This window comes from Bacteroides sp. D55t1_190419_B8 (genome assembly GCF_015558905.1).
GTDB classification, from domain to species: Bacteria; Bacteroidota; Bacteroidia; order Bacteroidales; family Bacteroidaceae; genus Bacteroides; species Bacteroides vicugnae.
Window position 1 is genome coordinate 24,260 of sequence record NZ_JADMOU010000022.1, and the last position, 18,653, is coordinate 42,912.

General features: G+C 40.5%; 13 protein-coding genes. 1 reads left to right on the top strand and 12 read right to left on the bottom strand.

The genetic code is table 11. The features are described from left to right. Nucleotide 1: 1 nt before the first annotated feature. From I2I13_RS17130 to I2I13_RS17170, 9 genes are all read right to left on the bottom strand, one after another. Entirely contained in the window at nt 2-313 is a 312-nt protein-coding gene (locus I2I13_RS17130) for a metal-sulfur cluster assembly factor (RefSeq protein WP_117512634.1), read from the bottom strand. A 180-nt stretch (nt 314-493) separates the two neighbouring features. Next, nucleotides 494-1,189, bottom strand: a complete 696-nt coding sequence (gene radC, locus I2I13_RS17135; protein WP_004314429.1) for a DNA repair protein RadC — start codon at nt 1,187-1,189, stop codon at nt 494-496. Nucleotides 1,190-1,392: 203 nt separating this feature from the next. Then, nucleotides 1,393-2,382: a glycosyltransferase family 2 protein gene (locus tag I2I13_RS17140; RefSeq protein ID WP_195650080.1), complete on the bottom strand. Its 990-nt coding sequence runs from the start codon at nt 2,380-2,382 to the stop codon at nt 1,393-1,395. Between the two features lie 94 nt (nt 2,383-2,476). After that, nucleotides 2,477-4,480, bottom strand: coding sequence for a glycoside hydrolase family 65 protein (locus tag I2I13_RS17145; RefSeq protein ID WP_195650081.1), 2,004 nt, complete (start codon nt 4,478-4,480; stop codon nt 2,477-2,479). Between the two features lie 7 nt (nt 4,481-4,487). Continuing rightward, on the bottom strand, nt 4,488-6,170 hold the full coding sequence (locus I2I13_RS17150) for an alpha-amylase family glycosyl hydrolase (protein WP_195650082.1): 1,683 nt from the start codon (nt 6,168-6,170) through the stop codon (nt 4,488-4,490). Continuing rightward, entirely contained in the window at nt 6,167-6,649 is a 483-nt protein-coding gene (locus I2I13_RS17155; protein ID WP_195650083.1) for a SusE domain-containing protein, read from the bottom strand. The genes I2I13_RS17150 and I2I13_RS17155 overlap by 4 nt, the downstream gene beginning before the upstream one ends. Nucleotides 6,650-6,670: 21 nt before the next feature. Next, nucleotides 6,671-8,566 (bottom strand): RagB/SusD family nutrient uptake outer membrane protein, encoded by a 1,896-nt coding sequence (locus I2I13_RS17160; protein ID WP_195650084.1) that lies wholly within the window; start codon nt 8,564-8,566, stop codon nt 6,671-6,673. A 21-nt stretch (nt 8,567-8,587) separates the two neighbouring features. Next, a complete protein-coding gene (locus I2I13_RS17165; protein WP_195650085.1) occupies nt 8,588-11,698 on the bottom strand; it encodes a TonB-dependent receptor in 3,111 nt (1,036 codons plus the stop codon). A 61-nt stretch (nt 11,699-11,759) separates the two neighbouring features. Beyond that, entirely contained in the window at nt 11,760-12,686 is a 927-nt protein-coding gene (locus tag I2I13_RS17170) for a hypothetical protein (RefSeq protein ID WP_229128667.1), read from the bottom strand. A 528-nt stretch (nt 12,687-13,214) separates the two neighbouring features. Here I2I13_RS17170 and I2I13_RS17175 point away from each other — a divergent pair. Then, complete coding sequence (locus I2I13_RS17175) at nt 13,215-14,903, top strand: alpha-amylase family glycosyl hydrolase (RefSeq protein WP_195650086.1); 1,689 nt, start codon at nt 13,215-13,217, stop codon at nt 14,901-14,903. A 541-nt stretch (nt 14,904-15,444) separates the two neighbouring features. Here I2I13_RS17175 and I2I13_RS17180 read toward each other — a convergent pair. From I2I13_RS17180 to I2I13_RS17190, 3 genes are read right to left on the bottom strand one after another with little or no spacing between them, the layout of a single operon-like run. Then, nucleotides 15,445-16,512, bottom strand: a complete 1,068-nt coding sequence (locus I2I13_RS17180; protein ID WP_195650087.1) for an endonuclease/exonuclease/phosphatase family protein — start codon at nt 16,510-16,512, stop codon at nt 15,445-15,447. A gap of 3 nt (nt 16,513-16,515) precedes the next feature. Next, nucleotides 16,516-17,382 carry an HAD-IIA family hydrolase gene (locus tag I2I13_RS17185; RefSeq protein ID WP_369742184.1) on the bottom strand — a complete coding sequence of 289 codons (867 nt, stop codon included), beginning with the start codon at nt 17,380-17,382 and terminating at the stop codon, nt 16,516-16,518. Then, nucleotides 17,369-18,646, bottom strand: coding sequence for an MFS transporter (locus tag I2I13_RS17190; protein WP_055235296.1), 1,278 nt, complete (start codon nt 18,644-18,646; stop codon nt 17,369-17,371). The genes I2I13_RS17185 and I2I13_RS17190 overlap by 14 nt, the downstream gene beginning before the upstream one ends. Nucleotides 18,647-18,653 lie beyond the last annotated feature (7 nt).

Genomic DNA, 18,653 nt, shown 5'->3' on the forward strand with positions numbered 1-18,653 from the left:
ACTAGAGAAAACCGAGCTCGAGTTTCGCTTCCTCACTCATCATATCTTTATCCCATTCCGGTTCAAACACCAGATTAATGGTAGCCGCAGTCACACCCTCCACCGATTCCACTTTCTGACGAATATCTTCCATGATAAAATCAGCAGCCGGACAATTAGGAGCTGTCAGTGTCATGTCCAGCACTGTTTCTCCATTATCGGCAACATCTATCTTATAAATCAGTCCAAGATCGTATACGTTCACCGGAATCTCCGGGTCGTACACCGTTTTTAGCATGGCTACAATCTTTTCTTCTATTTCAATCTTTTCCATACATCTTCTCATTTTGTTATGTATCGCAAAGATAGAGATAAAAAATGAAACATAAAAAATTAGGTACTGAATGAGCATCGTGTACCTAAAGAATATTACATCTATTCTCTATCTTCACTAATATGAAAAACGTACCCAGATGGTAAATTGTTGCAAAAGGGAATAAAGATGTAGAGGAAATTAAAGCAATCCTTCATCCGCAAAGCTAAAGAACCCGTCTTCGCAAACGACGACATGATCTATCAGGTGGATATTCATTGTATCTGCCGCTTTACGAATATGTTCTGTCAGTGTTTTGTCAGGCTGACTAGGACGGATATTCCCTGAAGGATGATTATGGACCACAGCTATTTGGGTGGCCCTTTGCAGCAATGCTTCCCGAAGGATGGTGCGTACATCGGTGTATGTTCCATCTATTCCACCGGTACTGATACGCACCTTATCAATCAGTTTCGTTGCCTGATTCAATAAAAGAACCCAGAATTCTTCTTGTTCGAGGTCGCACATCAAAGGTTGAAAAATATCATAAATATCTTTTGAACAGGTGATTTGAGGCCTTTCTTTTGTATTTTGCAGTTTCCGACGCTTTCCAAGTTCCAATGCTGCCATCACTGTAATACTCTTCGCCGGTCCCATACCCTTAAAACGGGAATAGTCGCAGACTTCCCATTTTGCCAGAGAATTGAGATTGTTATCACAAGACAGGAGCAGGCGTCGCATCAGTTCAACAGCACTTTCTTCCGTATTTCCGGAGCCGATTAATATAGCGAGTAGTTCGGCATCGCTCAATGCCGCTGCTCCCTTTTCCATCATTTTTTCCCGTGGGCGGTCCTCCAGTGCCCATTGGTTGATGGATAGTTTGTGTTTACTTTCCATTTGCTATGTTTTGAAGGTGTAAAGGTAGGCTTATTTAATTTAATGATAGAGGCAATGGAAAAAAACTTGATTATAGTCTTCTTCTTTTTTTTATGCTAAGGTAAGTTGTACGACACCCGGGTGTCAGACATAACAACACCCGGGTGTCATGCAACATTCCTTTTAAGTAAAAATAGGAATGGTAGTAAACAAATAAAAGTAGGTTACTTATAAAAATTCTTTTGGAAAGCCTCAAACTCATCTTTTCCTCTGACACAACGCTGCCACCATGCACGCCAAAAGCCTGTACCATAGCCGATAAGTTGTATAAATGCAGCGGCTATGGAATAAATGCCAATAGCCAGACTCTTATTCTGAATAGTAGAATCCATGCATACCAGCAATGCATAAAGAATGATCGGCGTAAAACTGAAAAGACAGAATGGGGTTCCTAATAATAAGAGTGCCACTCCCAGCGTAAATACAGCAGGAAGCAAATGCACCAGTTTCAGAGAGTCCGGGTATTTCTTATAAAGATTAATACGGGCAATGCCGGAGTTATGCACTTGCTTGAAGAACTTCTTCAAATCAGTACGACGTTTGTGATACACCCAGGCATCTGGAAAAAGCCGGCAAGTATAGCCGTTCTTAAAGATACGGATACTAAAGTCAATATCCTCTCCAAAACGCATCTTTGAGAATCCGCCCAAAGCCTCATACACTGCCCGGCGAACTCCCATATTAAAACTACGGGGATAGAATTTGTCCATCTTCTTTTTCCCGCCACGGATTCCTCCGGTCGTAAAGAAAGAAGTCATGGAATAGTTTATCGCCTTTTGGATATCCGTGAAAGAATCGTGCGCACGGTCGGGACCGCCGAAAGCATCGGCAGGAGAAGCGAGAAGTTCCTTCTCTACCGCATCGAAGTATCCTTCGGGAAGAATGACATCAGAATCTAATATAATAAGGTATTCCCCTTCGCTACGTTCTGCCCCATAATTACGGGTTTGTCCCGGACCGGAGTTAGATTTAGAGAAGTATTTTATATTCAACCGGTCTGCATACCGGTCTACTACTTCTTTACAGGGAATGGAGGAACCATCTTCTACAACAACGACTTCGAAATCTTTAAAGTGTTGCATGGTAAGACTTTGCAATAATTCATCCACTTCATCGGGACGATTATAAACAGGGATTATGACAGAGTAACGCATATCAAAAATGGGATATAACTATTTGATATGCAAAGTAAGACAAAAAAAAGGAAACTACTTCTCTTATTGACTAAAAAATAAAATCTACTCTGTACTACCGAATATAGGTTCTTTTTTCAGGTCCCACACCTTTCACAATCACTTTTTTCCAATGTTTAGGTAACACAGAAGGTATTTGTACAACTCCTTTATCTGTAATTCTCAACCCGGCAAAACCATTAATGACAGCCTGTAACAGTCCTCCGGCTCCTGTCGCAAAATATGGATTCCGACTGGTAGGAGTTTCCGCCAACACTCCAAACGGGGGACGTAAATTTGGCAAATAAGACAATTTGAACATTTTATACGCCTCTTCCGCATCTCCTAAACATGCATATTGTACACAAAATATAGCATAAGACATAGCAGGACCATGCTTCGGATCTATTTTATCAGCATAATACGCTAAATTTTTCTTTAGTTTTACCGGATTCGTTATAATTTCAAGTGGATACCCAAGTAGATTTACATCAGCTTGTTTAATTATCTTTCCTTGATAAGATTCATGTTCTTTCGTTACTCCATCTTCAAACGAATGAAAACGCAATCCATCAGCTATTTTACGCCAGCAAGCAGGAACCTTTTCATCACACACTCTAGCTGCCGCAACCGCATATCTCAATGCACAAATAGCGGCTCCATTAGTAAATGCGTTATCTGTTACACCGCTTGCATATTCATTAGCTCCCACTACATTCACAATCGCATATTTGCCATCAGCTTTCTTTTCAACACGACTCACCCAGAATTCCGCGATTTTCTTAAGTAAGGGATAACCTTCCGCAACCAGCCACTCATAGTCTTTAGTCACACAATAATAATGCCAGGCAGCAATAGCTACATCAGCAGTAATATGGTGCTCGAAAGGTCCGGTAAGTGCCCATGTGGGGGTAGATTCCATGCCTGTATCGTCTGATTCCCACGGGAACATAACTCCGTCATAACCATGGGCGTATGCACGTTGTCTCGCCGCATCTATACGGTCTATGCGATAATCCACCATAGCACGTGCTATTTTCTGATTCAGCAGCAACAGCGGCGGATACATCCATAATTCCGAATCCCAGAAAATATGCCCATTATATCCTTGTGCAGATAACCCCATAGGCGAAATGCTCAAACGACTTCCTCCTCGCGCAAACGAATAAAGATTATAAAGCGCAAAACGTACATTCCGTTGCGCTTCATCATCACCTTCAATAATGACATCTCCCTCCCATAATTCATCCCAAGCTAACTGGTGCGCTTTTGTTATACGATCGAGGCCTTCATAATTCGCATATACAATCTGGCGTACAGACTCACCAAAGGGATCTGCAAAATCGCGTGTAGAACACACGGTTCCCAATAAAGTAAAAGATACCGTTTCTCCTTTCTTCAATGAACGCAAAAGCGATAAATTGTTCGACTGTCTAAGCACTTGAAACTCAAAAGCATCTTTTTCATATAAAAAACCGGCCGATCCTGTAACCCGGTGAGTTCCATAATGTGAAGCAGCACTAACACTCATAATATACTGGCCAGGCTTTCCGCCTCTCATTTTCGTGTAGCTAACCTCCGATTGTCCATACTCTTCCGGCACTTCCGTTTGTTGAAGGATCTGTAAAGAACAATCGTGATTCGCTTTTACCTCCACTCGAATCATTCCTGCATAAGGCATATTTCTCAACGCGTAAATACTATATTTCACATCGACTTTTTTTGATGCTTCAAATGAAGTAGTGTGAGTGGCTGCCTTCATATCAACTTCCTGCCTCCACCCGGTAATATTTTTATCACCAATGCTTTCTCCATCTACAGATAAAGTCAGCTTGAAAGGATTGATGCCTTTTAACACCCGACTAACTCCATGTCCGCCACCATTTTCAAAAACATGATTAAGAATGACGTGCTTAATCGAGAACGGCTCTTTCCAAGGCAAAATACCGATTCCGCCATTAGCTACCGGAGCCCCAACATAATCATCACCGGGAACAGTAGCAATCAACTTCCAACCTTTATCTTTAGCATTTAACAAAATGCTGACAAACATTATTATAATCAGAAAAACTTTTCTCATTAAATTGTCACTTTTTGAATTTAAAAATAACAGCAGACACAGGATCTATTTCCACACGGTCTTCTATTAAACCACTTTTATACTTTACCTGTTTTTTATCACCTATTACTATTTCTTTTTTTTCAGATCCCAGAGTCGCAAACTTTGTAGCCACTTTTTTTGCACTTGGATTCACAACCACACAGTAACGTTCGCCATCAGCTTCACGTAAGTACACCATAGGATAAGGTTGTTTAACATCACTGACAAACGTCCATTCTCCTATATTTCCTAATGCCTTGGAAGAGGCGCGTAACTTCAGTACGCAACGCACATAATTCAATAACGAACTCTCGTCCGCTTGTTCTTTCTCAACATAAGGAGCGTTTTTATCAGAGTCAACCGGAATATATAATTTCTCTGCCAAAGCTGTGGAAAATCCCCAATTGGCTGATGCATCCCACTGCATTGGAGTACGGCTGCCCGCACGATTTCGTGAAGCTAACACACTCCCCTCTACATCAGGCAACCCTTCAATATATCTCATCCCTATTTCATCCCCATAATAAATACAAGGAACCCCCGGCATTGTCAGCAAGAAAGTCATAGCCACTTTTAATTGGTCCACTTCCGTCCGTTTTCCACAAGCCAACCGCCATATATCATGATTGGAAGTCGGCAAAGAAATATATCCTTTCCCTTTAGTAGCTTCATACTCCTTCTTATACATTTCTACAAATTGCTTCAGCGAACCAGCTCCCTCCAAGCCAAAATAACAATTAATGTCTTCTGTTTTTTTCTTATTAAAGAAAAGTGAAGTATACCCTTTTCGCCCTATATGAAATAAGAAATCAATATGAAAACCTCCACCTATAGAATTCGTTGGTTCACCCCATTCAGCTATAAATGCTCCCTCCGGATACTTCTCCGTAAACCAAGCACTTATTTCTTTCCACAACCGACTGGTCTCTACGTGCTCCGAATCATTCTTTATCAAACTATATGCCATATCAACCCGAAAACCATCCATACCTTTATCCATCCAGAAAGATATAATATTCTTTAATTCTCGACGAACAGCCTGTGGACCGGGAGCATCCACCGGCTGTTCCCATGGGTGGTTAGGGTTAGGATTGGCAAATCCATAATTCAACGCCGGCTGACAATCAAAAAAGTTTTTCATATAATACCCGTCACGTTCGGCATCAGAGTCTACGTATTTTTTCGGTTTCTGATCTTTGCCATTGGTCCAAATATAATAGTCACTATATTGCAGATTTGTATCAGCCTGCTTTGACTGTATAAACCACGGATGCTTATCTGAAGTGTGTCCCGCAACAAGATCCATAAAAATTCTCATACCTTTTTCATGTACCTTATTCACTAAACGAACTAATTCAGTATTAGTTCCATAACGTTTATCTACTGAATAAAAGTCCGTTACATCATATCCACCATCAAAGAATTCAGAAGAAAATACCGGACTAATCCAAATGGTGTTCACTCCAATGGATTTGATATAATCCAGTTGTGATTCAATTCCTTTCAAGTCTCCGATACCATCACCGTCACTATCTTTAAAAGAAGCAGGATAAATCTGGTATACTACCGCCCTCTCCAGCCATTGAGGAAGATGCCGCGCTTTCATTGTTCCATTCACTAATAATAAGCAAGCAAGTATAACCCACCCGGTAATTTTCATTCTATTCATCTTTCTATTTCAATATTACTATTATCGGTCGATACAAGAATTAATGTTTTAGACACTTCCGGCTTCATATAATACGTAGATTGAATATCCGCTATTATTTCTGCTTCCACCTCAACCGTCTCACCCAATACGACTTCACACTCATCCAAATAATTCAACAGTTGTTTATTTGTTAATGAATACTCCATCGTTTCCGGCATTACATCTATTTTCTCAACCGATTTCGAACCGGCAGAAGTCAGCCAATATTTGAAATAATAAAGAATTTCGACCCCTTCTTCTCGCTGTGCCGCCGGATTCCATCGAAACGACACAGCTATTTCATCCGGACGACTTCCATCTAATACAACATTCGCTGAAGATGCTGTAAGATGCATTGTATCGGCAGGTGTGGGATAGTTCATTTCATATTTATCGTCATTATTGCATGACATCAACAAGCATGCCAGCAAACTCATTATTATATAAATCTTATTCATATCTCTATAGTATTAAAATTATTATTCCCAGAAAGGTGCTTGCCTTAAATTCAAATTCTTATCGATCTCTTTTTGGTAAATAGGGAACCAATAGAATGACTTCCGAAAGACACGCGTTGATTGATAAGTGACACGTTTATAAAATGCATTTTTATTATTAGGATCATCCGTACGCACTGTCCCTTTGAAATTCATTCCGATGAAATCACCATTTAATACTGTTTCAGCCTCTTTCCAACGACGCAAATCATCGTAACGAATTCCTTCACAGCACAACTCCACACGGCGTTCCATACGAATGGCTTTACGAACCGCTTCCTTTGTATCTTCCAATTGAATATATTCTTCATCATTTTTATCCGTAGCTTCCAACGTATATTTCCGTATTCCAGCACGTTCACGAATCAGATTTACATAATCCAATGCTTCCCTACGACTTGCGTTGTCATCTTTCCATTCATTCAAGGCTTCCGCATAGTTCAAATAAGCTTCCGCCAATCGGAACAGAATACCCGGACGCCATTTATAACCACCTTTCTGATCTGAATCAGGGTGTGTTTTCTTCCTTATCAAATAACCCGCTTGCGGAGCATCGTGTGTCCCTTTATTGTCATCTTTCTTATCTAAAAAATTCAAATAACGGTTTCCTTTAGCAAACCATGAATTGTCATAATAGACATTCACATAAAAGCGTGGTTCACGATTGCAATACATATTATAAGTACCTTTTTGTGTAATGACACCATTCTTACGAGACGGCCATTTTGTATCCCAACGACTATCTGCACTCGAAAATCCGTCTTCCACATATACCGTATTCACATCATCAATCGGCAATCCAGTCTTGTCGAAGAAAGCATCTACCAACGACTGTGTAGCACTCACGCCTCCGGTTGATGAAGACCCGCTACCCGAAGGCATACAGTATCGGTCCCAGTTATTACCTTCATTCTTCGGACGCATCATAAGAATTTCTTTGTTACCATTGCTCCCGCTTACAAGATGAACATTCTGACACGATAAAAAGGGATCAATCGTACCATCTGCTTTGTATTCGCGATACAAATCAGCACCTGCTTTTCTTGCTTCATCAATCAGCAACTTAGCCGCTTTGGCAGCACGTTCCCATTTTTCTATGGAATAAGTAGAATTAAACAATTCTACCCCTTTATCATTTTTATGCCCCGCATATTCAGTATTACCATTTACCAAATCACTGGCAGCGAATAACAACATACGACTACGAATAGCCAAAGCTGCCAAAGAAGTCATACGTCCCTCTTTTCTTGAATCATTATATACAGCCGGCAACTCCCGCGAAACGGCTAACATATCCTTCTCAAGCCAATCAATAACCTCATCATAAGGAGTCTGCCCCACCATCAAATCAGCCAAATCACCATCAACGGGAGCAATATAATTGGGTTTAAAAGGAATAGGTCCGTATGTATTCAACAACAAATAAAAATAATAATCAGCCAAAAGACGACATTCCGCCTTCATTGAAGCCATCTCCGATGCTGATATTTCTTGCTCGGGTAAAGGGTAAGCATTCTCTATAAATTGGTAAGCACCGCGAATCCACTGTGGATATCTTTGCCAATAACTAGGTTCCCAAGTCGTACTGGGACTCCAATTACCCATGCTACAAGGAATCATTTCCCAACCCCATTGCTGATATTTCTCTGACGGTGACATATCATCAGCCATTGTTTCCCAACCTACTGTTTTCAAATATGGATAGGTGGGGTCGGGTATACCGGCATACACATTAGCAAACCATTTCTCTACCGTACCGCGTTTCTCAAAGACCATATCTAAAGTGAGTTCCGTATCCGGTTCTTTGTCCAAATAATCACAAGATACCAACGAACAAACACAAATCAAAGATAAAACTATATATTTTGTTGCTTTCATTATCTCATTATTCATTTAAAATTAAAAATTCAAATCCACACCTACCATAATGGAGCTCATAGCCGGGTATTTGCATCCGGTATTTGTAGCCAGTTCAGGATCCCACAATTTAAATTTAGAGAAATAGAACAAATCATTACCACTTATATAGAATCGAATACTATTTGCATGCATTTTATCAGTAATTGATCTCGGCAGTGAATACCCCACTTCCAGCATTTTCAGACGCAAAAAGCTCATATCCTTTTTCCACCATGTCGATGCGACGGAGTTATTAGTGTTAGGTCCGTAACTTAATCTCGGCCAAAACACATTTTGTGAAGGATTCTCTTCTGTCCAACGATCATTATAATTGGAAAAAATATTACTGCGAATTTCTTGGCCACCACCAGGAATAAAACCCAGGTCTTCATCGCCATCCTCTCCTCCAATCATACGATAATAGTCTCCCGAACCTTGAAAGAAAACCCCTAAATCAAAGTTTTTATATTGAAAGTTTCCGCCAAATCCGTAAATGAGACGGGGAACAGTAGTACCGCCGATATACCCCTTATCTGCCTCCGTAATAAATCCATCACCATTTTTATCAAGATACTTAATATCACCCGGGCGGACCTCATTACTCAGAGTAGGAACCGGTAATTCTTCCTTTAAACTTCCATCCACATTAAAATCCTCATCAGCATACAAACCATCTGCAAAATAGCCATATAAGGTTTTTACAGATTCTCCTGTCCGTGAACGATGAGTACCTTTTACACTTTCCGGTTCGTCACATTCTGTAATCTTATTTTTAGCATACGTAAAGTTTCCACGCAAACTCATAGAGAAGTCTTTAGTGAATTTTTTATTGTAGGTCAGAGACATCTCCATACCGGTGTTTTCCACTTTGCCATAGTTGGCGTATGGCGTTTTAATAAAACCGGCCTGTGTTGGAATAATGGAACGTTGGATGAAAATATTCTTTCGATAATCCTTAAAGAAATCAATCTGCAACTCCAAAGAATTCCATAAACCTATTTCAAGTCCAATATTTTCCTTCAGAACCGTTTCCCAAGTCAAATCGGAAACTCCAACTTCTCCTTCACGAATACCTTTGTAATGATATTCCGCATTCGTTCCAAAATAGTAATCCCAACCATCCATATCAATCGTAGAAAGATAGGCAAAACGACGTTTTGAACCAATATTATCATTACCAACCAAACCTATTGAGGCGCGTAATTTCAATTTGCTTACTATCGGCCTGATTCTTTCCCAGAACTTTTCTTCCGAAACTAACCAACCAATTGCGGCAGAAGGGAAAAATCCCATACGCTTTCCTTTTGCGAAATTTTCAGAACCGTTATATCCAAAATTAAACTCACCAACATACCTTCTATCAAATGTATATGATAAACGACCGGCAAGACCTTGATGACGATAGGGCTGGATATCACCGTCATCATAATTACTTTGATTATAAAGTAACATAGCGTCTACTGAATGTTTACCTCCAAATATTTTATTATACATCAAAGAAGCTTCCAAGTAGGTGCTGTTATTTCCATATTCACCGCTCTTATTATGTCCCAAGAAATCTTCTCCAACCCGTATTACCTCATGAAGCAAATTACCTTCGTCATCACGTCCGGAAGCCACACTAGACCATTCAATTTTTTTATTACGCTCTACTTTATTAGAATTATAAGTATCAAAAGAAAAAACAACCTTAGCTTTTAACCCCGGCAACAACATTTTCAAATCCTGCTCAATGGAAAATAAAGATTCAAGTCTTGAATTCACATATTTCCCATATCCACCTTGTGTACTTTCAGCCCAAGGATTCCAGTCTGAGGAATGACGAATAGGAATCGCTCCGTCTGAATACTGGATAGGAAAAACATTAGGAGGTGTATTCCACGCATGTTGAAATACAGAATTGGTACTTGCAGCCGATTTACGAAGTTGTCTCATATATCCACCGACATTCATACGAAGCAATGTGGTTTTCGTCACATTCAGATCTACATTTGCACGTAAGTTATACCGTGTCAAACTTGTGCCGGTGTCATAATCCAGTTTCTTATCTGTTTCCATTATTCCTTCTTGTGAAAAGACGGCCCCTACCAAAGAATAACGAAGCATGGGTGTACCACCAGAAACAGTCAAATTGGCACGGGTACTATAGGAGTAATCTTTCATTACCGCATCAATCCAATTTACATCCGGATAAAGTTCTTTATCATAGCCGCTTGCCGTCCGGTCAATCTGTTCACGAGTAAAGGGCGCATTATCTTCCCCTGCCAGATTATTCATAAATTCCATATACTCCGGCGCCCCTAAAAAATCCGGTAGTTTTGTTGGTTTTTGAAAAGCATGTTCAACACGCAAATGAACAGAAGGAGGTGCTATCTTACCTCGCTTTGTAGTAATTACTATAACACCATTCGCACCTCGAACACCATACATCGCACTGGCAGAAGCATCTTTTAGAACAGAAAATGATTCTATTTCCTCCGGATCAATAGTATTCAAATCACGTTCAACACCATCAATCAATACCAATGGGGTGGTTGTCCCCTGATAGGAGGATATACCACGAATCCAAAAATCAGCATTATCATAGCCAGGCTCACCAGAGGTACGGATAGCAATAACCCCCGGTACCTGTCCCGCCAAATTATTAGCCATAGACATCGTAGAACCGGTCTGCAGCTTTTGTGGTTCCAAATTAGCAATAGAGCCAATAACCGATAATTTTTTCTGGCTACCGTATCCGACCACCACTACTTCATCCAAATTCTTAGAATCTTCCTCCAAAACAACATTCAAATTTATCTGTTTGCCTATCACTACTTCTTTTGTCTTATAGCCAATATAGGAAAACACCAATACATCCTTTGTAGAATGTAATTCCAAATAAAAATGTCCATCAACATCAGTAATTGTTCCTAAACCTTTTTCATCTTTTACTAAAATACTAACACCCGGAAGCGGTTCATTAGCCTCATCCATCACCGTACCATTTACTCTTATTACATCCTTTTTCTGAGATACGGCTTCTCCATCCAATAATCCTTTTGAATAAAGTGAGGAATTGGGAGAAGCACACATCATAGCTGTCAGAAAAAGCCAAGTGTATTTTTTCATAATAACTAAATTAAAAATTAATATTCAGTTCTCTAAATTCATTTATTGAAAGCATATCCGACTAATCATTTGTATATCTAAAAATATTAGCTCTCCGTTCATCGGTATTACCATTTATCCATCTAGAAGCAAAACCTAGATAGAAAACTCCATCCTTAACCTTAATTCCTTCCGCTTCCATATATCCTCTATCGGCAATTCCCATTTCTTTCAACTTCTTCATATCCGAAATTGAATTTACTCTTTTACGTCCTGACAAACGTCCATATTTATCCAACACACTAACATACGCCTTAGAAAGTTTTGTTTCTTTATTATCGTTCGCATCACCTTCAAAATAATATACGAACTGCTCATCGAAATCATATCCCTGAAAAGCGTGCTTTCCGACAGAGCCTATACCGCCATCAGAAACCGAGAACCGGTATAAAGGGGTCAATTGAGACAATTCCTTTACTTGAACCGTCAATCCAACCGTGGCTTCATCATCTTCCGCATTTCCACCACCATACTTTAAATCGTCTAGCTCTATATCTACTAACGGCAACTTCATTGCTTCACTCAATTTATAAACCGCAAAATAACGCGAGCTGCCACTTGCCGCATTTTTAGGATATTGCACACATAGCAAATCTTTCTCCGGTTTTACGGCCGGATGAATATTACGGGCCCCATTCAAGTGAAAGATATCACCTCCCGCAAACTTCACTTTCTTCCCCGACTCAAACTTTATGCGGCTAACGGTTTGTGAACCGCCATAATTTCCATCCGAGCCTTTGTTTCCATGACTACCTACCCAAATATAAGTACCATCAGCAGCTTCTTCAACAGCCATATTAGTGCCATGACCAAAATACTCCAAAGTCATACAATCTTCCGGTTTGTTTTCATTAGGCTCCCCACACAACACATGCAACTGATGCACATCACTTCCTGCTATTTGGATGTAATAAATTGCTCCTTCATCTGTTACATCCATACTTTGCATAATCGAATTTCGTTTTAGATATACCGCTTTGCTATATACTATATCTTCGGAAATCGAAAGCGGCAATTTATCAAAACTTTTTTCGCTAAAAGGAATAGCGGTTTGAGAAGAGGCATCGGTATCATTTTCACACGCCATTAACACTGAAGAAAAACAGCCACATAAAAGCACAGTTCTAAACACAATACAAGATAGTAATTTCATAGTCATATAATTATAACGATTAATAAGATGTCAATAAAGAGTAAAACAAAGATGTTATTTTTCGTATTATCACATATTTATGCGGCAAATATATATATAAAAAAAGTAAATAGCAAACATAAAAAGAAAAAAATGCAATTAAAAAGAAAATATACAGCAACTAATATCGCACAAAACGAAACTTAAAAATAGTTTCTATTTGAACTTTATTTAAAAGAAAGAGTTAACGAAGCAAAAAATAGTAGAAGTTTCACACCTATTATTAATATCAACAAAATATAATCATTGTATATTTACGGCATAAACAATCTAATAAGAAACAATATGAAACTAAAAAATTTCCTTTTACTACTATTTCTTAGTTTAATCACATTCGATTTATCAGCTCAAAAAGGGCCACAATGGCTAAAAGATGCTGTTATTTATCACATCTACCCCAGTACATTTCAAGATAGCGACGGAGACGGCATCGGAGACCTGAATGGCATTATTTCCCGACTAAACTACATTCAGTCCATCGGAATCAACACTATCTGGATAAGTCCCGTCTTTTCTTCGGAGTTTAAAGACGGTGGATATGATATCACTGATTTCTATTCGATAGACAAACGCTTCGGAAATAACGAAACACTATCAGAATTAGTAAAAGAGGCGCATGCACGTAATATCAAGGTTTGCCTGGATCTAGTCGCCGGACACACTTCCGATAAGCATCCTTGGTTCCTAGAATCAAAAAGTTCGAAAAAAGAACTTCGATACAGCGACTATTATATTTGGACAAACGACAAAAAACAAAAACCGAAAAAATACGTAGACTCCGATGCCAAACGCAATGGATATTATATGAAAAACTTTTTCGATTGCCAACCGGCGTTGAATTACGGATTTGCAAATCCCAATCCCAACCACCCATGGGAACAACCCCTCAATGCGCCAGGTCCTAAAGCCGTCAGAAGAGAATTGAAGAACATCATAGCTTTTTGGATGGACAAAGGCATAGATGGATTCCGGGTAGATATGGCTAAAAGTTTAATTAAGCAAGACGATAAAAACCATACAGCAACAATGGATTTTTGGCAGGATATTATCGGATGGTTTAACGCTGAATATCCCGAAGGGATAATGATGTCTGAATGGAGCGTACCTCATGAAGCAATCAAAGCCGGTTTCAACATAGACCTGATAATACACAACGGAGTAAAAATATACCGAAATCTAATTTGCAATACTAACGATAAAAATGAACCCAACAAATGCTATTTCGACAAATCCGGCGAAGGGCAAATCAAAGAGTTCGTAACCAATTATGGCCATGAATACGCTGCAACGCGAGATCTCGGCTATGCGACCATGCCTACTTGCAGCCATGATATCTGGAGACTCAACCGCCTCCAACGTAATACACCCGCAGAACTAAAAGTCGCTCTAACTTTATTCCTGACTATGCCTTGGCCACCTATTATATATTATGGAGAAGAAATAGGTATGAGAAATATAGAAGATGCACCTTACAAAGAAGGGAGCAAAAGTTCACGCAACCGGAGTAGCTGCCGTACTCCTATGCAATGGGACAAAGGTATAAACGCAGGATTCTCATCAGCACTTCCCGAACAAATCTACCTTCCCATAGATCCTTCCCCCAACTACCCAACTGTTGCTTCGCAAGAAAACGACCCACAGTCCATTCTGAATTATGTACGTCAGCTTCTAGCCCTAAGAAAAGCAATTCCAGCCTTAGGTACTAGAGGGCAATGGAAAGCAATAAGCGATTTAGAACACCCATACCCATTTGCATATATGAGATGGATAGAAAATGAACAATATATAATCGCCCTAAATCCTAGCAATAAAACGTCTGAAACACCCATCATCATACCACAAAACTCAACAACCAAATGGTTAGCAGGAACCACTTCCAAATATCAGATCAAAAATAAAAAAGGAAAACTTTATTTGAGGCTACCAGCTACATCTGTTATATTATGTAAAATAGAAAATCTTTCAATCAAGTGAACGAAACCAAAATAAGCCACCCGGTCGATCCACGGTTTGAGACTACAAATCCCGGGGATATATGCTCCGCAGCAAAACTATGCAGATACACATTCAACTAACAACAACCTGAAAATCAGCCATTCTTTCTACGGATATGTCGTTGATTTATTGCATGTTTTGTTTCTATTTACTAATAGCCAACTGATGTTGTCTTGTTAGCTGACTGCAGTCAGCCAACAAAACAACATCAGTCGACCAGATAGACTACATCAGTTGGCTTCTTATATGTCCCCTATTTAATTCGATAATATTGTTATAGATCGAGGTGAAGACTACGAACTATGAAGGTGTAAACTGTGAAGACCGTGAACAAGAGATTTTTCCGTTGTTTCTTCACAGGAAAGGTCTATTAAATAGACAATTACCCTTCTGTGAAGAAGGCGAATGAGAGAAGTCTAACTTTATTGTGTCTTTGGTTATTATCAGCACAAAATATTCAAATACTTTTTCTCTCTTTCGATTGGTAAACATTTATTTCTATTTCAGTTTTAGGCAATTCTTAATTCACGCCGGAATTCACCGAGAAAGAAATCATCACTGCTTTATGATCTGTCGGCCACCGCTTTCCGGAGCGCAAAAAGCGATCTTTACTTTTCTCCCTCTTTATCACACCTCTTACAACTGATTCCGCAGGACCAACCACCCATGCTTTCTTAGGTGCAAGAAAAGAAGCGGGATAATAATATATAAAATCAATCCGATCACGTTCGTCGGCTTCCGGAGCCCACGTCAGCTTGTCTACGGCAACGGCTCTGTTACCTGCCGGGAATGTAAAACCGGGATGAGTGACCGGATTCGGACAAACAGTTCTGTACGCATCCCGAAAACCTTCCTCATAAAGCATAAAGGAACAGGGCCAATTCACTATCGCCCCATTATGCTCCCACAAATTCTTCGTTCGCGCCGTCCAATCCAAGTGAGACGGCTCATTGAAATCCCCCGCTAACAAAACCGCAAATCCTTGTGCAATATCCGATTGCGACCGCTGCAAGAATGTCGAAATGGCTTCTTCCCGATAAGATTTACGGTTCATAGCCAATATTTCCGTCTCGTCAACGACGGGGGCAGCCATCTTTTCCCAACTGCTTCCATCATAACCGCGAGGCAGGTAACAAGCATAATGACGGTAGTCCAGATGAGCCGCATAAGCTGCCACTTTATGCCCGCCAACCGCCATCACTACTCGGAGAATAGCCCCTTTCTCATTTTCGACACACGGAAAAACGACTTCCTGGCTTTCTATCGGAAATCGCGATAACACCCCTACCGCCAAGGATGATTTTTCACCATAATAAACATATCCCCGACGCCGCAACTCTTTAACCATATAAAGAATAAAGTTCTCGCCTTGATAATTTCTCAATTCATTCAGAAAAATAAGATCCGCATCCGAATGAATAATTTCATCGGCAATCATACCAACCGCACCTTCTACCATTGAACCACCTTTCCAGATATTCATCTGCATAGCTTTCAAAGAAAATGTTACGGACGGCTCCGCCGTCCGTAACATTCCTACACTACCTAATAAAAATACTAAAATACAAGTCAATCCTTTTACTTTCATACACTAATCTATTTCATGAGCTAATAAAAGCATTTGCTGAAGCTCTGCCAAGTCACGCAGAATCAAGTCCGGATTAGGATGGACAGCAATAGCTGTTTCATACGTTGTTTCGCCGGAAAGTACCAGCACTCCCAAAGCATTTGCTTTCTGTGCCATCAATATATCGGTATAAATACGATCACCCACCATAGCTACCTGATCCGCACGCAAGTTATGACGTTCCATTATTCCGTTCAACATTCGCGGATCGGGCTTTCCAATCACAACATCCGGCTCCCGCCCCGTAGCATACTCCAAACTGGAGCAAATAGAGCCACAATCTACCAATACTAAAGGCTTATCCGTAGGACACACACGATCCGGATTAGTGGCAATATAGAGTTTCTTCTGATTAATCCACCACGCAGCACGACATAAACGCGAGTAAACAAGTGACATGTCAAAACTGACAACCACTGCGTCCGGTTCATCATCAGCATTGTCGTCAGTAGACTCGAATCCGGCTTCCTCAAACTCTTTTATCATGCTGGGAGTGCCCAACAAGAAAAGCCGTTTACACTCCGGATGATGTACACGTATGTAATCTATGGTCGCCTGGGCCGATGTATAAAATTCATCTTTCACTGCTTTAATTCCCATGCCGGATAGGTGTCGAAGATAATCATTCGTGCTTTTGGAAGGATTATTCGTCAGAAACGAGTAACCAATTCCCAATTCTTTCATTTTATCCAGAAAAGCAATCGTAAAAGGAAATAACGTGTTTCCGTTATAAATCGTTCCATCCATATCCAAAGCAATATGCTTGATCCGACGAATACGATCCATAAGTTCCGCGTTCAGTTTATGTTCTACCTCATTAATCATTATCATACCCATTCGCTTTTGCCGACCATGCGGCCATAAATATCAAAGTTCCCATTATAGCAATCAGGATTAATGCACCCACTGCAATATTCCAACCATAATGTTGAGCTAACAATCCTAATCCCCAACCGGAGACCAACGTACTGGCATATCCGAACAATCCTGTGAATCCGACTGCCGTAGCGGCTGCTTTCTTTGTGGCTATATTAGCCGCAGCAATACCTACCAAAGCTTGCGGACCATAAATACAGAATCCTGCGGCTCCCAATAAAAGCGTAGCAAGCCACATGGGAGGTTGGGATATTCCCCAGAATAAAGCAACGAACACTGTAGCCAGTGCCATGCAAATCACACAAACGCGTGGACCACGTCCACCAAAGAAACGATCGGTTGCCCAACCGGCTACCAGCATACCTACAATTCCGGATATTTCAAAGGCTGCCACCATCCAACCTGCATGATGAATAGAAACTCCCTTCCATTCTCCCAAAAGAGTCGGTCCCCAGTCAAGTACAGCATAGCGCACGATATACACAAAAAAGTTGGCAATAGCCAGTACCCAAATCGCCGGATTTCCAAAGACATTCTTACGCACAAACTGCTTAAATTCGGCAGAAGTATCTTCTTTTTCTTCTGCGCCCGTTTTTGAGTTGAGCTCCGGAAGACCTACCGAGCGAGGCGTATCGCGCAAAGCAAACCACAAACCGACTGCACCCACCAAGGCTATAATAGAAGGAAACCAGAAGCACCAGCGCCATCCGAGACTGACAATATATCCACAAACAATCACCACTAAACCTGCGCCAACAGAATGTGAGGTATTCCACACCGACATCTTTGTAGCCAACTGTGTAGGAGGTATCCAATGCGTCAATAAACGGGCACAAGGGGGAAATCCCATTCCCTGAAACCATCCGTTCAACATCCACACAATGCCAAACATCACCACAGCAGAACTAAACCCAAACCAAATATTACATGCTGCAGAGAGCACCAAACCTGTCACCATAAAATAGCGGGCATTCACCCGGTCGCCAACAAAACCGTTGGCAAACTTGGAAACTCCGTACAGTAATCCGTGTAAGGTCAGAAATAATCCCAAGTCTCCCTTGGTTATTCCCAAATCATCCTGCATGGCAGGCATTGCAATACTCAAGTTTTTACGAACAAAATAGAATAGAGCATAGCCTATCATACTTGCTATGATCGTCCGTGTCTGCCAGTATTTAAATTTCTTTGCCACTTCGGGCGCCATTCCTTGTAGTTCCATTCCTATC

Excerpts from the sequence above, each read along its gene's own strand:
- I2I13_RS17145 (WP_195650081.1), bottom strand. The coding sequence starts at position 4,480 with ATGAGAAAAGTTTTTCTGATTATAATAATGTTTGTCAGCATTTTGTTA.
- I2I13_RS17160 (WP_195650084.1), bottom strand. The coding sequence starts at position 8,566 with ATGAAAGCAACAAAATATATAGTTTTATCTTTGATTTGTGTTTGTTCG.
- I2I13_RS17150 (WP_195650082.1), bottom strand. The coding sequence starts at position 6,170 with ATGAATAGAATGAAAATTACCGGGTGGGTTATACTTGCTTGCTTATTA.
- I2I13_RS17155 (WP_195650083.1), bottom strand. The coding sequence starts at position 6,649 with ATGAATAAGATTTATATAATAATGAGTTTGCTGGCATGCTTGTTGATG.
- I2I13_RS17140 (WP_195650080.1), bottom strand. The coding sequence starts at position 2,382 with ATGCGTTACTCTGTCATAATCCCTGTTTATAATCGTCCCGATGAAGTG.
- I2I13_RS17180 (WP_195650087.1), bottom strand. The coding sequence starts at position 16,512 with ATGAAAGTAAAAGGATTGACTTGTATTTTAGTATTTTTATTAGGTAGT.
- I2I13_RS17175 (WP_195650086.1), top strand. The coding sequence starts at position 13,215 with ATGAAACTAAAAAATTTCCTTTTACTACTATTTCTTAGTTTAATCACA.
- I2I13_RS17190 (WP_055235296.1), bottom strand. The coding sequence starts at position 18,646 with ATGGAACTACAAGGAATGGCGCCCGAAGTGGCAAAGAAATTTAAATAC.
- I2I13_RS17130 (WP_117512634.1), bottom strand. The coding sequence starts at position 313 with ATGGAAAAGATTGAAATAGAAGAAAAGATTGTAGCCATGCTAAAAACG.
- I2I13_RS17185 (WP_369742184.1), bottom strand. The coding sequence starts at position 17,382 with ATGATAATGATTAATGAGGTAGAACATAAACTGAACGCGGAACTTATG.
- I2I13_RS17170 (WP_229128667.1), bottom strand. The coding sequence starts at position 12,686 with ATGCAAAGTATGGATGTAACAGATGAAGGAGCAATTTATTACATCCAA.
- I2I13_RS17165 (WP_195650085.1), bottom strand. The coding sequence starts at position 11,698 with ATGAAAAAATACACTTGGCTTTTTCTGACAGCTATGATGTGTGCTTCT.
- radC (WP_004314429.1), bottom strand. The coding sequence starts at position 1,189 with ATGGAAAGTAAACACAAACTATCCATCAACCAATGGGCACTGGAGGAC.